The sequence below is a fragment of the Streptomyces sp. VNUA24 genome (assembly GCF_029167005.1).
In the GTDB taxonomy this organism is placed as follows: Bacteria; Actinomycetota; Actinomycetes; order Streptomycetales; family Streptomycetaceae; genus Streptomyces; species Streptomyces scabiei.
This window is the reverse complement of the sequence record NZ_CP119143.1, coordinates 8,597,175-8,611,324: the sequence shown is the minus strand read 5'-3', so window position 1 is coordinate 8,611,324 and position 14,150 is coordinate 8,597,175. Positions and strand designations below refer to the sequence as shown.

General features: G+C 71.1%; 11 protein-coding genes. 2 read left to right on the top strand and 9 right to left on the bottom strand.

The genetic code is table 11. The annotated features are described in order from the left end of the window. Window positions 1-31: 31 nt before the first annotated feature. Entirely contained in the window at window positions 32-1,483 is a 1,452-nt protein-coding gene (locus PYR72_RS36925) for an NCS2 family permease (protein WP_275459326.1), read from the bottom strand. A 269-nt stretch (window positions 1,484-1,752) separates the two neighbouring features. On the opposite strand from PYR72_RS36925, the gene PYR72_RS36920 reads away from it, so the two are divergent. Both PYR72_RS36920 and PYR72_RS36915 read left to right on the top strand, forming a co-directional pair. Next, window positions 1,753-2,355: a SigE family RNA polymerase sigma factor gene (locus PYR72_RS36920; protein ID WP_013004603.1), complete on the top strand. Its 603-nt coding sequence runs from the start codon at window positions 1,753-1,755 to the stop codon at window positions 2,353-2,355. Further along, window positions 2,352-3,239, top strand: coding sequence for a hypothetical protein (locus tag PYR72_RS36915; protein WP_275459325.1), 888 nt, complete (start codon window positions 2,352-2,354; stop codon window positions 3,237-3,239). Before PYR72_RS36920 ends, PYR72_RS36915 begins: the two co-directional genes overlap by 4 nt. Window positions 3,240-3,882: 643 nt before the next feature. On the opposite strand, the gene PYR72_RS36910 is transcribed toward PYR72_RS36915, so the two are convergent. The 8 genes from PYR72_RS36910 to PYR72_RS36875 form a co-directional block, all read right to left on the bottom strand. Next, on the bottom strand, window positions 3,883-4,995 hold the full coding sequence (locus PYR72_RS36910) for a right-handed parallel beta-helix repeat-containing protein (protein WP_275459324.1): 1,113 nt from the start codon (window positions 4,993-4,995) through the stop codon (window positions 3,883-3,885). 35 nt (window positions 4,996-5,030) lie between these two features. Continuing rightward, window positions 5,031-6,194, bottom strand: coding sequence for an alpha/beta hydrolase family protein (locus PYR72_RS36905; RefSeq protein ID WP_275460622.1), 1,164 nt, complete (start codon window positions 6,192-6,194; stop codon window positions 5,031-5,033). A 58-nt stretch (window positions 6,195-6,252) separates the two neighbouring features. Beyond that, complete coding sequence (locus tag PYR72_RS36900) at window positions 6,253-7,293, bottom strand: pectinesterase family protein (protein WP_275459323.1); 1,041 nt, start codon at window positions 7,291-7,293, stop codon at window positions 6,253-6,255. A gap of 1 nt (window position 7,294) precedes the next feature. Next, window positions 7,295-8,416, bottom strand: a complete 1,122-nt coding sequence (locus tag PYR72_RS36895; RefSeq protein WP_275459322.1) for a pectinesterase family protein — start codon at window positions 8,414-8,416, stop codon at window positions 7,295-7,297. Then, on the bottom strand, window positions 8,416-9,723 hold the full coding sequence (locus PYR72_RS36890; protein ID WP_275459321.1) for a pectate lyase: 1,308 nt from the start codon (window positions 9,721-9,723) through the stop codon (window positions 8,416-8,418). The genes PYR72_RS36895 and PYR72_RS36890 overlap by 1 nt, the downstream gene beginning before the upstream one ends. A 66-nt stretch (window positions 9,724-9,789) precedes the next feature. Next, window positions 9,790-10,596 carry a rhamnogalacturonan acetylesterase gene (locus tag PYR72_RS36885; protein ID WP_275459320.1) on the bottom strand — a complete coding sequence of 269 codons (807 nt, stop codon included), beginning with the start codon at window positions 10,594-10,596 and terminating at the stop codon, window positions 9,790-9,792. A gap of 135 nt (window positions 10,597-10,731) precedes the next feature. Next, entirely contained in the window at window positions 10,732-12,075 is a 1,344-nt protein-coding gene (locus PYR72_RS36880; protein WP_275459319.1) for a sugar ABC transporter substrate-binding protein, read from the bottom strand. Between the two features lie 72 nt (window positions 12,076-12,147). After that, window positions 12,148-14,145, bottom strand: coding sequence for a pectinesterase family protein (locus PYR72_RS36875; protein ID WP_275459318.1), 1,998 nt, complete (start codon window positions 14,143-14,145; stop codon window positions 12,148-12,150). Window positions 14,146-14,150 lie beyond the last annotated feature (5 nt).

Below are 14,150 nucleotides of genomic sequence, written 5' to 3'. Positions count from 1 at the left end.
GCGGCCCTTCGCCGTCAGCGTGCGAACGGCGTCACCGCACGCCGAACAGCTGCTGGATCGGGTTGATCGCGAAGTAGACCAGGAACAGCGCCGAGGTGGCCCACAGCAGCCAGTGGATCTCCTTGGCCTTGCCCAGCACCGTCTTGATCAGGACGAAGGCGAGGAAGCCGGCGCCGATGCCGTTGGTGATGGAGTAGGTGAACGGCATCACCGCGATGGTGAGGAACGCCGGGATGGCGATCTCGTACTTGTCCCAGTCGATGTGCTTGACCTGGGTCATCATCAGGAAGCCGACGGCGACGAGCGCGGGCGCGGCGGCCTGCATGGGGACGATGGTCAGCAGCGGGGTCAGGAAGAGGGCCACCGCGAAGAGGCCGCCGGTGACCAGGTTGGCGAAGCCGGTGCGGGCGCCCTCGCCGACGCCGGCCGCGGACTCGATGTAGGAGGTCGCGGAGGACGAGGAGGAGGCGCCGCCGGCGACGGCCGCCGCGCCGTCGATGAGGAGGACCCGGCCGAGGTTCGGGACCTTGCCCTCCTCGTCCAGCAGCCCGGCCTCGGCGGTGATGCCGACGACCGTGCCCATGGTGTCGAAGAAGTCCGAGAGCAGCAGGGTGAAGATGAGCAGGACGACCGTGATGACGGTGGTCTCGCCGAAGGAGCCGAACAGGCTGAAGTCGCCGATCAGTCCGAACTCGGGGGCGGCGACGAGGTCGCCGGGGACCTTCGGGGTGGTGAGGCCCCAGCTCTTGATGTCGGCCACCGAGTTGATCACGATCGCGACGACCGTCATCGTCAGGATGCTGATGAGGATGGCGCCCCGCACCTTGCGGGCGAGGAGGGCGACGGTCAGCAGGACACCGGCGCAGAACACCAGGATCGGCCAGCCGGAGAGCGCGCCGCCGGCGCCGAGCTGGACCGGCACGGTGGTGTTCGCGATGTCGGGGATGCGGGTGACGAACCCGGCGTCGACGAAGCCGATGAAGGCGATGAACAGGCCGATGCCGACGCTGATCGCCTGCTTGAGCGGCTGCGGTATGGCGTGCATGACGGCCTCGCGCAGACCCGTGACCACCAGGACGCAGATCAGCAGACCTTCGAGGACGACCAGGCCCATCGCGTCGGGCCAGCTCATCAGCGGGGCTATCTGGAAGGCGACGACCGCGTTGAGCCCGAGGCCGGCGGCGAGGGCGAGCGGCAGGTTGCCGCCGACGCCCATGACGATCGTCATCACCGCGGCCACGAGGGCGGTGGCGGTGACGAGTTCGGCGCCGTCGAGGGTGTGGCCGTACTTGTCCTTGGCATTGCCGAGGATGATGGGATTCAGGACAAGGATGTACGCCATCGTGAAGAACGTGGCGAGGCCGCCGCGTATCTCACGGGCGAAGGTGGACCCCCGGGCGCTGATCCTGAAGAAGCGATCGACGCTGTTCGCCCCGGGCGGTTCGGGTGCGGGCCGGTCGGCAGCCTTCTGTGCCTCGGACATGAACGGTGCTCCTAGTGACATGCGTTGACCACGCGCGGATGCTGGCTGGATTGTTCCCCCGTTGAACCTGGTTCAGGTTTTCTCCGTGTTACGAAAACGGAGTTCTCCCTGCAAGACGGCGTTCGAAGCCACGTACGAACCCCTTTCACGATCACTGCTACTCTTCCGGATCTCGTCGGGGGTCGACCTCGGACGATCACATGTCGTTCACCCGACACACACGGCCGGCCGCCTCGGCCGCTGTGGCCGCAGCGAGAAGAGAGGTCCCCGTGGGCACTGTCGTCGACGACGCAGCCTCCGTGGAGTTCCACGCCTTCTTCGAACGGCACTATGCCGAACTCTCGCGCCTCGCCCACCTGTTGACGGGTGAGGCGGACGCCGCCGACGACCTGGCCGCGGACGCGCTGCTCGCGATGTGGCACCGCTGGGACCGGGTCCGCGCGGCGGACCATCCGGTGGCGTACGCCCGTGGCGTCGTCGCCAATCTGGCCCGTACCCGCATCCGCAGCGCGGTCCGCGAGCGCCGCCGGATCACGCTGTTCTGGTCGCAGCGCGAGGAGAAGGCCGACAATCCCGACGTGCCCGGCGTGGTCGACGTCCAGTCGGCGCTGCGCAGACTGCCGTTCCGCAAGCGGGCGTGCGTGGTCCTGCGGCATGCTTTCGACCTCTCGGAGAAGGACACGGCGCTGGCCCTCGGCGTCTCGGTCGGTACCGTGAAGAGCCAGACGTCCAAGGGGATGGCCGAACTGCAGAAGCTGCTCGGCACCGAGGACGCGCCACGGCGGATGCACGCGGGCATCACGGGCGGGGGCGTGCGGGGCGCGAGTGTGACCGGTGCGGCCGCGCCGGGCAGCGGAGGAAGGGACCGATGAGGGACGTGCACGAGGACCTGCGCGCCCGGCTGCGTGAGTCGGCCGAGGCGCACGAGCCCGACCGCGCCCGCATCCTGGCCCGGATCGAACGCGGTATGACGGCCCCCGCGGAGCGCCGGAGCCGCAGGTCGGCGACGCGGCCGCCGCTGTGGGGCTGGGTGCGGGTGGTCACCGCCACCGCCGGTGTCGCGAGCGTGCTCGCGGTCGGCGGCTACGCGGTCGCCTCCGCGGTGAAGGGCGAGGAGACGGCGCCGGCCGACCGGGGGACCGTGGTGGTCTCCCCGACCCCGCTCGACTCCCCGGCCGCCACCAGCCGGGCCCCGCTCCCCCCGGACCGGCCGAGCCCGAGCGACGGCGGCAAGCAGGAGAAGAAGCCCCGCTCGACCCCGTCGCAGAGCCCGTCCGCCCGGGCCACGCCCGCGCCGAGGCTGCCCTCCTCAGGCAAGGAGCAGGACGGTCCGCTCTGGTCGGACGGCTCGGTCGACCCGCACAGCAACGACTTCTGGGCGCAGAGCAATCTCACCCTGCGGACGAGCGCGCAGCTCACCGAGCTGACCGTGCAGCTGCGGATCGCGCGGACCGGCGGGGTCAGCTCGGCGGGTGCCTGGCGTTCGCTGCCGGAGCAGGACTTCGATCTCACGGTCGCCACGGACGACGGGTTCCTGGTCTACACGTGGGTGCTCAAGGACGGCCGTACGGTCCCCAAGGGCGAGTTCGTCTTCGCCGCGCAGTACAACCACGAGCGCGGCGGCCGGGACGCGGGCGGCGACCGCTACGCGATGACCGCGAAGGCGGGCGGCGACGACCTCGCGGTGGCGGGCGACTTCGAGGCGCACGACGACAAGGGCTCCTCCGACGGGGACGAGGACGAGGACGGCTCGTAGGAAGATCCACGGCGGCGGCAACCTTCTCCCCGCCGGTGGCGACCAGCAGACGCGAGAGTCACCACCGGCGAGGGATCGGGTGCATGAGCACAGCCGCGCGGCGGATCCGTTCGGGCCGGGAGCACAACCCCGCGTTCGCGTCCGGCGTCTTTGTCAGTGCGTGGCAGTCGAACGCCAGACGGACGAACACCAGGAGGTGCGAGCTGTCCGGTCCCGGCGTCCCGGCCCGCCGCGAGGACCTGCCGGCCCGAGCCCCCCTCGGCCGGCAGCGGTGCCGACCGGAGCCCCCCTCGGGGTCGGCACGCACAGCGCCCTCCGCCGGTGACGACCGGCGGGGGGCGCCTGCGCGCGCGTGCCCGGCCGGTTCACCTCATCGTGGCGCCGACGGCCGTGGAACCCGTGGTCAGGAACGTGGTGACGGCGTCAGGAGGGTGGCGGCGGCGATCGACCGGGTCCGCGCTCCTCGATGGTGTCCGTGACGGTGACGCACGGTGTTCCTTCCGCAGGCGACGCGTCTCGGCCGAGGCGGGGAACGAAGCGGACCGGAGGGGCCGCTCCGGCCCGCTTCGGATCACTGGTCGCCGCCCGGCGGGAAAAGGTTGCCGCGTCCCCCGGCCGCCGTCCGTCCACGGCGGCGGCCGCCTCAGTCCATGGTCGCGCCGATCGTCGTGCTGCCCGTGGTGAGGAAGGTGGTCGCGGGCAGGGTGCCGCTCGACGAGCGGGCGTTGAACGTCGTCGAGGCGCTGGTCGAGCGGAAGGCCGGGGTCGGGACGCCCGAGTCCCAGTTGTTGCCGGAGGACACGACCGACGAGCCCTTGTTGACCGGGCCGCCGCTGTTGCCCACCGCCAGGTTCCTGCCGAGGCGGGCCGCGCCGGTGGCGAAGTAGTACCCCCACTTGGCGTTGGCGTAGGCGGTGGTCCGGTTGATGACGATGGCGCCCTTGTTGCTGTTCTCGGTGAAACCGTTGCCCGCGTTGTCCCAGGCGGCCGAGTTGTTGAGGACATGGGCGACGGTCTCGCCGTCGCCGCCCAGCTTGTAGCCGTTGCCGTCGCCCGCGAACGCGGAGTCGCCCCAGCGGTTCCTGCCGTTGCCCATCGCCCAGGTGTGCTCGACGGTGACGGGCGAGGAGAAGGACCAGAAGTCCAGACCGTCGTCCGCGTTGTTGTAGAGACGGGCCCCGGTGATGAGGTTGCCGCCGCCGGAGCCGAACTTCACGGCGATGCCGTCGGCGTTCTCCCCGTGGTTGGCGCGGTCGTAGTGGCCGTAGGAGTCGATGTTGCGGACGGTGTTGTTGGTGGTGCCGTCGCCGGTGAGCGTGAAGCCGGAGTCTCCGCCGTTGATCGTCTTGATGTTGTCCCAGACCGTGGAGGCGCAGGACTGGCAGACGACCGCGCTGTCCGGGGAGTTCTGGAAGGTGATCCCGGAGACGGTCCAGTAGTCGGCGGTCAGCTTGAAGATCCAGCCGCCGGCGGGCAGGTTCGAGCCGTCGATCCGCACGGTCTCCGAGCCGTAGGGCTGGAGGCTGATCCGGCTGGAGGAGCTGCCGTTCACCGTCGACTGCAGGGTCGCCGTCGGGTGGTACGTGCCGCCGCGCACCTGGATGGTGGTGCCGGGCGTGGCGTTCTTGATGGCGTTGGACAGGTCGGTGACGTTGGCGACGACCACGGTGGCGGCGTGCGCCTGGGTGGGGAGCACGGCCAGGCCGGCACCGAGGGCGAGGGCCGTGCCCAGGGCGAGAGGGGTAGGACGAGACATGGAGAGCGGTTCCTTTCTCGTGCGGGTGGGGTGGTTCACAGGACGGAGCCGAGCCAGTCGAAGACCTCGTCCTGCAGGGGCGCGGTGAAGACGTGGCCGAGGTCCGGCCAGGTCTGCAGCCGCAGCCGCTCCTCGGCGTGGCGGGAACGCCAGACGGCGCGCAGCTTGTCGTGGGCCACGCGGACCCCGTCGGCGGGGAACAGCGGATCGAGGCCGCCGTTCAGGAAGAACATCGGCTTGGGGGCGCCGATGCTCGCCACGTCGGGGAAGTCGAGATGCCGGGCGAGCCCGGGGTGGAGCATGTAGTAGGAGGACTGGCCGCGCAGGATGTTGTTGCCGGGGACCATGACCTCCTTGAGGCCGGTCATCCAGCAGACGCTCACGGCGGCCGCGATGTCGTCGCTGAGCGCGGCCGTCTGCCAGGCCCGGAACGCGCCCATCGAGAACCCGAGGGCCGCGACCCGGCGCCGGTCGACCCGGTCGAGTCCGGCCAGGAAGCCCGCCGCGCGCACGTCCTCCCTGGCCATGAGCCCGGCGAGGGAGGAGCCGAGGTGGTAGAGGTTGCTCGCGAGGGCCTGCTGCTCCTCGTAGCCGACCGGGCCCCGGTCGCCCCAGCCGAGCGCGTCCACGGCGAGGACGACATGGCCGCGCCGGGCGAGTTCGTCGCCGACGAACCGGCCGCCGAAGTACCGGTCGGCCCAGGCCCGCGCGGACGGCAGGCGGCTCTCGTCGTACCAGGGCTCGACCAGCTTCTCCTTCCCGATGTCGAACCTGGCCCCGTGGTCGTGCAGGAGGAGGACGGCGGGGAAGGGCCCGGTGCCGTGCGGGGTGAGCAGGGCGCCCCGGACCCGGCCGTACCGGGTGAGGGAGAAGGTCACCGTCTCACGGGTGAAGCCGTCGCCCTCGGCCCGCCGGCCGCCGAACTCCGGGGCGTACGGGGTGTCGTCCCGTCCGGCGACCAGATGCTCCTCGACCTTGGCCCGGGCCGCCCGCCGCCAGGCGCGGAAGTCCCGGATCGGTGAGGTGCCCCAGGCGAGCGGGAAGCGCAGCTCGTCCTTGAGCAGGGGGTGGAAGTCGGGGAGGGCACCGGCCGGGGCGGCACCGGCGGCGCCCGGGGGCTCCGCGCCGGCCGCCGGTGATCCCCCGCCGGTGCCGAGCGCCGCCGCCCCCGCGCCCACCACGAAGGCCCGGCGTCCCACGGATCGGCGGGTCCCCGGCGGGTCGGGGGCGCCCGCCGGGTCGGGGGCGCCCGCCGGTTCACCGGCCGGCATACGGCCTCCAGTCGCCGAGATAGGTCCGCCGTGAGTGCTCCCTCGCCTCGGCCGCCGTCAGCTGCGGCCGGTTCTCCGGTACGGAGACGACCGCGCCCGGACCGGAGTTGGCGTACTCGCGGAAGCGCATGGTCTGCCAGGGGTAGGTCTCCCGCATGTTGATGTACGGGGCGGCCGCGTCGATCCCCGGGCCGATCCAGGTGTCCCGCACGACCAGCGAGGGCCAGGCGGTCGTCTCGTACGAGGGCACCCAGGGCCGGGCGATCTTGTAGGCGGCGTCCTCGGCGCCGGAGGTGATCCGGCCGCGCACGGCGAGGAAGCCGTAGGGGTTGGCGCGGGCGGTGGCCGGGGCGAAGACCATGCCCTTGGGTGTGAAGGGCACGTCCCGCCGGAGGGTGCGGAAGTGGCACGTGTCGAAGACGGCCCTGGCCCGCCCGAACACGAAGTCCACGTCGCCCTCGATGTGACAGTGCCGGTAGTACTGCCGGTCGAAGGCGTGAAGCGCGGTGGTGTCCGCGAAGAGGGTGTCCTGGTGGGCGAGGAACCGGACGTTGTCGAAGTGCGAGCGGTCGCCGGTGACGTACGCGGCGACGGCCTGGGTCCCGGTGTAGTCCGGATGGTCCGCGCGCAGCCAGTCGTTGGCGAGCGTCAGGTCCCGTACGGTCAGGCCGGGCGCCGCCGAGGTGAAGGTGGCGGAGCCCGCGGTGCCGTACGTGCCGCCTTCGGGCCTCGGGGTCCCGTTGGCCCGGGCGAAGACGACGACGGCGGCGCGGGGGTCGCGGGACGCGCCGCGCAGGGTCAACTCCCCTTTTGCCGATGGGATGTTGACGACCTCCCGGTACGTCCCCGGGTGGACGACGATCGTCCACCCGGGGCCGGTGACGGCGTCGACGGCGGCCTGGACGGACCCGCCGGGCCGCACGTGCAGCACCCGGCGGGGTCCGTGGGCGAGGGCGGGGGTGGTGCCGGCGGCCGTCAGGCCGCCGGCGAACCCCGCCAGGCCGGTGAGCAGGGTGCGCCGGCGCATGTCAGAACCCCTCCCAGGGAGTCCAGTCGCCGAGGTACGCCTCGCGGGTGGCCGCCCCGGCCTCCGCGCGGGTGAGCTGGGGCCGGTTCGCGGGGACGGTGACGGCGGCGCCCGGCCCGCTGTTCCGGTACTCGGCGAACCGCTGCTCCTGCCAGGGGAAGCCGGACGACATGTTCGCGTACGGCGCGACCGCGTCGATGCCGGCGTCGAGGCGGGTCCGGCACACGGTGAGCATGGGCCGGGCGGTGGTGTCCGAGCTGGGCACCCAGGGGCGGGCCAGCTTGTAGAAGGCGTCCGGGGCCTCGCTGGTGATCCGGCTGCGGGTCACCAGATAGCCGCGCGGGTTGGCTCCCGCCGTGGAGGGCGCGAACACGAACCCGTACGGGGCGGACCCCAGATCGGTCCTGGTCAGCGTACGGAAGCGGCAGCGTTCGAAGACGGCCGTGGCCCGCCCGAAGACGAAGTCCACGTCCCCCTCCGCGTAGCAGTCGCGGAAGTACTGCCGGGCGAAGGTGCCGAGGGCCGTCGAGTCGGCGTACAGGGTGTCCTGGTGGCCGAGGAAGCGGCAGCGCAGGAACGCCGACCGGTCGCCCTGCACCTTGAGGGCGACGGCCTGGGTGCCGGTGATCCCGGGGTGGTCGGCGCGCAGCCAGTCGTTGGCGAAGGTGATGTCCCGCGCGGTGAACCCGTCGGCCTGCACCAGGGTCGTCGCGGACCCGGTGGTGCCGTAGGTGCCGCCGCCCGGCTTCGGCGTACCGGCCGCGTTGTCGTACACGACCACCACGTCCCGGGCGTCCCCGGAGGCCCCGATCCAGGTCATCCCGGTCCGGGTGACGCCGACGGCGACGGTCTCGCGGTACACGCCGGGTGCGACGACCAGGGTGTACCCGGTTCCGGTCGCGGCGGTGACGGCGGCCTGGACGGTGGTGAAGTCGCCGGCGCCGGCGGCGTCCACGTACAGGGTCCGCTCGTCGAGGCGGGCGGCCGGCGAACCGTACGGCCCGAAGGCGCCGCGGCCGCCCCGGGCCGCCTCGGCCCGGGGCGCGACGGCGAGCGCGAGCACGGTCCCCGCCCCGGCGGCCAGCAACGACCGTCTGCCCGGGCCCGGGGGGCGCCCGGTCATCAGCAGACCTTCCCGGCACCCGCGCCGTTGCCGACGATGCCCGGTACGGCACGCGGGGAGTCGACCCTGGTCCGCAGGGTGGGTGTCCACCCGGCGCCGGACTGCAGGAACTCCTCGGGGATCTCGGCGTTGTGGACGGCGATCAGGTCCGTGCGCTTGCCGTTGACGTAGTTGTTCTCGGCGGTGAGCGGGGCCTCCTTCCACTTCTTCAGCACCTTGCCGACACTGGCGCCGGCCGGCAGCGAGATGGCGTTGTCGGTGGCGTGGAGCTGCGAGGAGATGCCGATGCCGAAGAGGTAGTAGTCCGACTTCTGCGCCTCCTTCACCACGTAGTGGTTGTTGTAGACGTCGACCTGGCCGAACCGCACGCGCGGGGAACGCTGGAGGATCCCGTCGAAGCGGTTGTGGTGCAGGGTGACCTTGAGCTTGCCGGAGTCGGTGGTGGCGGTGCTGTCGCTGTTGCCGATCAGCATGTTCTTGTCGTGGTCCTGGAAGCGGTTCCAGGACACGGTCACGTGGTTGGCGCCGCGCACGATGTCCGTCAGCCCGTCGTGCTGCTGGAACACCTTGCCGAAGTACACCGGCCGCTCGCTGTCCGGGTAGCGCCCGTCGGTGAACGTGTTGTGGTCGAGCCACACGTGGTCGGTGCCGTAGACCACCACGGCGTCGTACTCGGAGTTCCAGTTGCCGGTGTTGTCGTCGTCGGTGGGGTCCCACTTGGGGAAGCAGTCGAGCGGCGCCTCGACGGTGAGGTTGCGCATGATGACGTTGGAGACGCCCTTGATCTGGATGCTGCCGCCGAGGATGCCGGAGTTCCTGCCGACGCCGACGATGGTGGTGTTGCTGGGGATGTTGGCCTTGATCTCGGTGTCCTGCCGGGCGGCGGAGGCGACCCGCGCGTCCTCCTGGGGGCCCTTGGCGACCTCGTCGTTGCCGTAGACGGCCGGGTCGTAGTCCTTGAGGTACTGCTGGAGGTCGTAGCCGCCGGTGACGAAGGCGTCGCAGCCCTCGGAGACGGCGTCGATCATGCCCTTGACCTTGATGATCTTCGGCGCGTCACCGCCGTCCCGCAGGGCGGCCTTGAACTCGGCCCAGGTGGTGACGGTGTAGACGTGCTCGGCGGTGGCCGCCGAGCCGCCGGTGGTGCCGCCTTCCGCCGAGCCCCAGCCGTCACCCGCGCCGAGGACCTGCCGGCCGAGATCGCGCCCCTGGGGCTGGGCGACACCGGTGCCCGTGACGCCGAGGACGAGCGCGGAGCAGCCGACGAAGGCAGTGATGGCATGGGCATGCCAGATACGGGGACGCATGGATGCGGTTCCTTTCGGAGCGGAGCGAGGGGGTGAGGAAAGTTCTCGGGACAGCGCGTGGTGCGGCTACGCCTCGGGCCAGGTGATCCAGGACTCCGGGATCTCCTCGACCAGCCGGCGCACGTCGAGCCGCGACAGGACCCGGCGGCGCAGCAGCTCGGAGGCGACCAGCCGTGCCACGGCGATGGCGCCGGGCGGGTTGAAGTGCGTGTTGTCCTGCTCGGTCGCGGTCCAGTTGAAGTACTTCTTGGTCTCCTCGACGCCGAGCCTCTGCCACAGCGCGATCGACAGCGCCTGGATGTCGAGCAGCGGGACACCCTCCTGCGCGGCGAGCGCGATCGCCGCGGCCGGGTAGTCGCCGTGCGTGGGCAGGGCCTTGCCGGCCGCGTCGAACTTCCTGCGCTCGACGGAGGTCGCGAGCACCGGCCGGGCGCCCCGGTCCCGGGCGCCGTCGAGGTAGCGGAGCAGATGCTCCTGGTAGGTCGTCCAGGGCTCGGTGTAGCGCGTGGGGTCGGCGATCTTGGAGTCGTTGTGCCCGAACTGGACGAGGAGGAGGTCCCCGGGCCTGATCGCGGCGAGGATGACGTCCAGCCGCCCCTCGTCGATGAAACTCTTGGAACTGCGGCCGTTCACCGCGTGGTTGGAGACCTTCAGCCCCGGGGCGAGGAAGAACGGGAGCGCCATGCCCCACCCCGTCTCGGGGGCGGCGTCGGCGTACTTCTGCGCGGCGGTGGAGTCACCGGCGATGTAGAGGGTGCGGTCGCGGCGGGGGCGGCGGAACGGGGCCGCGGCGGACGCGGGCCCCGTGGCCGCGACGGTGAGGGGTACGGCGGCGAGCGCCGCGGTGGTGACCTGTCTACGGGTGAGGGACACGTGCGGGTGCCTTTCCAGTAGGGCCCCGCGCCCCGTACTCGGGGGCGCGGGGACTGTCACATGTGCGGCTCGGCCGCGTGGGCGCGGCCGGCCGCGACGAACCTGCGGCCGGCCACGGACGACCGGCCCGAGCCGTCAGCCCTTCTGCTCGTTCCACTCGGCCTGCGCCTTGTTCAGCTGCTCGGCCATCGCGTCCAGGAACTCCTTCGCCGTGCTCTTCCCGTCCATCACCTTCTGGAAGGCCGGCTCGTTGTCGGCCTTCGAGATCGTGTTCCAGTCCGGCAGGTAGTACGGCAGCTGCACGATCGTCGTCGACCCGTCGGTCAGCGCGGCGGCGGCCAGCTTCGTGGGCTCGGCCTCCGCGATCCACGTGTCCTTCGCGGCGTCGTTGTTCGACGGCACCTGCCCGGCCGACTTGTTGAACTTGGAGTTCTCCTCGTGCGAGGTGGCGAACTCGACGAACTTCCAGGCGGCGTCCTTGTTCTTGGAGCTCTTGAACACACCGAGCCCGTCGACCGGGTTGGACACCTGCACCCGCTTGCCACCGGGCCCGGTCGGCTGCGGGATGCCGCGGAACCTGTCGCCGAACGCCTTCACATGGTCCTGGTAGGAGCCCAGGTTGTGGTTGAGCATCCCGATCGTGCCGGAGTCGAACTGCGCGACCATCTTGGTGAAGTCGTTGTTGAGGTCGGCCGCGGGCGTGACCTTCTTGTAGAGGCCGACGTACTTCTCCAGGGCCGCCACGTTCTTCGGGTCGTTCACGGTGGTCTTCTCACCGCTCGCGTCCCAGAACGAGGTGATCCCCGACTGCCCGTACATGGCGTCCAGCGCCTGCGCGATGGAGCCGGCGCCACCGCGGATGGTGTAGCCGAACTTGTTCTTGTCCTTGTCGGTGAGCTTCTCGGCGGCCTCGTAGAACTTGTCCCAGTCGGTCGGCTCGGGCAGGCCCGCCGCCTTGAACAGGTCGGTGCGGTAGTAGAGGACACCGTTGTTGGCGGAGGTCGGGATCGAGTAGAGGGCGTCGCCGCCGCCGGCGGACTTCAGCGACTCGACCATCGACTCGTTGAGCTTGCCGCTCAGGGAGGACTTGGAGAGCCGGTCGTCGAGCGGCTCCAGCGCGCCCTGCGCGGCGAATCCCGCGGCCATGGCCGCGCCGATACCGCCGACGTCCGGCAGGCCGCCGCCCTGGATGGCCGTGTCCACCTTGGACTGGTACTCCGTGGAGGCGATCCCGACGTACTGGACGTCGATGTCCGGGTTGGCCTTCTCGAAGTCGGCGATGACCTCCTTCCAGATCTCGGTGCGGACACCGCCGTTGTTGTCCCAGAAGACGATCTCGCCCTTGCCGCTGCCCTCGGAGCCCTTGTCCCCGCCGGCGCCGCTGCCGTCGTCACCGCAGGCGGTGGCGGTCAGGGCGAGGACGGATCCGAGGGCGACGGCCGCGGCGGCACGCCTGCTTCTGCGAATGCTGATCTTCATTGAACGGCTCTCTTCTTCTGGATACGAGGGTTGTGAAGTTGTGGGGGGTCTGTGCTGTCTCCGGGGCGGAACTCAGTGGCCGGCGCGACCGCGGTGCGGTGCCCAGCCGTCCTTCCCCGCGAGGTACTCGGCGACCGTGTGGGCCCGTGCGTCCGCGCGGTCGAGCTGCGGCCGGTCGGCGGTGACGCCCGATCCCGGCCCGTACGTCCGGTACTCCGTGAACCGCGCGTCCTTCCAGGAGAAGCCGCTCATGTCCGTCCACGGCGAGGACTTGACCGCGGCGGGCAGTTCGGTCTCCCGGAACAGCACCTGGGCGACGGCGTCCGGCTCGCCGCCCGGGTGCCAGGGCCTGCCGAGGTGGTACGTCCCGGCGGGCGCGTCGCTGACGACCTTCGACCGGGTGATCAGGAACCCGTAGGGGTTGTGCTTCCAGGTCGAGGCGGCCGTGATGTAGCCGTTGTTGCTGTCCGAGCCCCGGCTGAGCGCCTTGATCAGGGAGCGCTCGACGACGGTGGTGGCCCGGCCGTAGAGGAAGTCGACATCGCCCTCGATGTACGAGTCGCGGATGTAGACGCGGCTGACGACGTCCAGCTTGGGGCTGTCGGTCATCAGCGTGTCCTGGTTGCCCAGGAAGGCCGTGTTCTCGAAGACGATCCGGTCGCCGGTGGTCTTCATCGCGAGGGCCTGCTCGCCCTTCAGCTCGTGCGCGGCCTCGTCGAAGTCGTTGCTGAAGGTGAGGTTGCGGGCGGTCACGTCACTGGCGAGGATCCGCACGGTGGCGCTGCCGTTGGAGCCGCCGTACTCCGCGGGTGTGTCGAAGACGAGGACGGTGTCCGAGCGGTGCCGTCCGGTGCCGCGCAGCACCAGGTTCGGCTTGTCCGCCGGGATCAGTACCTTGGCGCGGTAGGTGCCGGGCGCGATGCGGATCGTGACCGTGCCGTCGTTGCCGGCGGGCACGGCGTCCACGGCGGCCTGCACGCTCGCGTAGTCGCCGGGGACGTTCAGCACGGTGTTCGTGCCGAGCGTCTTCTGCGGGCCGGAGAACCGGGTGACCAGCGCGGGCACGGCGGCGGCCGGGTCGAGCCGGTAGCGGTAGAAGTCCCTCGGCCGGAAGGCGTCGCCCCAGGCGTCCTGCCGCCCGTCGGCGTTCCTCAGGATCGACCCGCGCTGCACCAGTTCGGCGGTGGCGTCGGCCTGGTAGGGGTGCTGGACCCCGTCGTAGTAGCTGTTCTCGATGACCATCTTCGTGCGGCCGCGCGCCCAGTTCCCGTACGTCCACACCGGGTCGCCGTCGGCCACCTGCGCCGAGAGGTAGTTGTTGTAGAGGTGCGCGTAGGCGCAGTTGTCGGCGGAGGGGTTGCGCTGCTTGGTGCCGGTGAACCAGTTGTGGTCGATGGTGATCTCGGTCCGGACGTTCGTCGTCCAGCCGATGCCGAGGGCCTTGTTGTGGTTCCTGAACTGGTTGTGGGAGACGGTGACGTACCGGCTGTCCTTGCGGATGTCGAGCAGCCCGTCGCCCATGTGCTCGAAGCGGTTGTGGTCGATCCAGACGTGGTCGGCGGAGTCCATCTGGATCGCGTCGAAGTCGGTGGTCTTGCCGTCCCAGTCGCCCTCGACGTAGGAGTCCCGGATCGTCAGGTTGCGGATGATGACGTTGCTGGTGCCGGGGTTCAGGTGCAGTTCGCCGTGGACGATCTCGCCGGTGTCGCCGACGCCGATGATCGTCTTGTCCGAGGCGACGTCGATGTCCGAGCCGAAGGGCGCCACGTCGATGGACCCGGCCACCCGGATGACGTAGGGCTCCTCGGCGGACGCGTACCGCGCCAGCGCGGCCTGGTCGGTGACGGTCACGACCTTGCCGCCGGCGCCGCCGGTGGTGCCGCCGTCGAGGGAGGCGAAGCCGTGCGGCCGGTCGCTCCAGCGGGGCGCCGCCTGGGCGGAGGCGGTCCCGGCCGGGCTCGCGGCCTCGGCCGGGGTGAACGCGCCGGACACGAGCGAGGCGAGCAGGGCGGTGACGGCGGCCAGGGCTCCGCCACGGTGCGGTAAGCGCTTGCCACGGAGGTGCGTCATTGCGG

Excerpts from the sequence above, each read along its gene's own strand:
- PYR72_RS36925 (WP_275459326.1), bottom strand. The coding sequence starts at position 1,483 with ATGTCCGAGGCACAGAAGGCTGCCGACCGGCCCGCACCCGAACCGCCC.
- PYR72_RS36915 (WP_275459325.1), top strand. The coding sequence starts at position 2,352 with ATGAGGGACGTGCACGAGGACCTGCGCGCCCGGCTGCGTGAGTCGGCC.
- PYR72_RS36910 (WP_275459324.1), bottom strand. The coding sequence starts at position 4,995 with ATGTCTCGTCCTACCCCTCTCGCCCTGGGCACGGCCCTCGCCCTCGGT.
- PYR72_RS36900 (WP_275459323.1), bottom strand. The coding sequence starts at position 7,293 with ATGCGCCGGCGCACCCTGCTCACCGGCCTGGCGGGGTTCGCCGGCGGC.
- PYR72_RS36895 (WP_275459322.1), bottom strand. The coding sequence starts at position 8,416 with ATGACCGGGCGCCCCCCGGGCCCGGGCAGACGGTCGTTGCTGGCCGCC.
- PYR72_RS36890 (WP_275459321.1), bottom strand. The coding sequence starts at position 9,723 with ATGCGTCCCCGTATCTGGCATGCCCATGCCATCACTGCCTTCGTCGGC.
- PYR72_RS36880 (WP_275459319.1), bottom strand. The coding sequence starts at position 12,075 with ATGAAGATCAGCATTCGCAGAAGCAGGCGTGCCGCCGCGGCCGTCGCC.
- PYR72_RS36875 (WP_275459318.1), bottom strand. The coding sequence starts at position 14,145 with ATGACGCACCTCCGTGGCAAGCGCTTACCGCACCGTGGCGGAGCCCTG.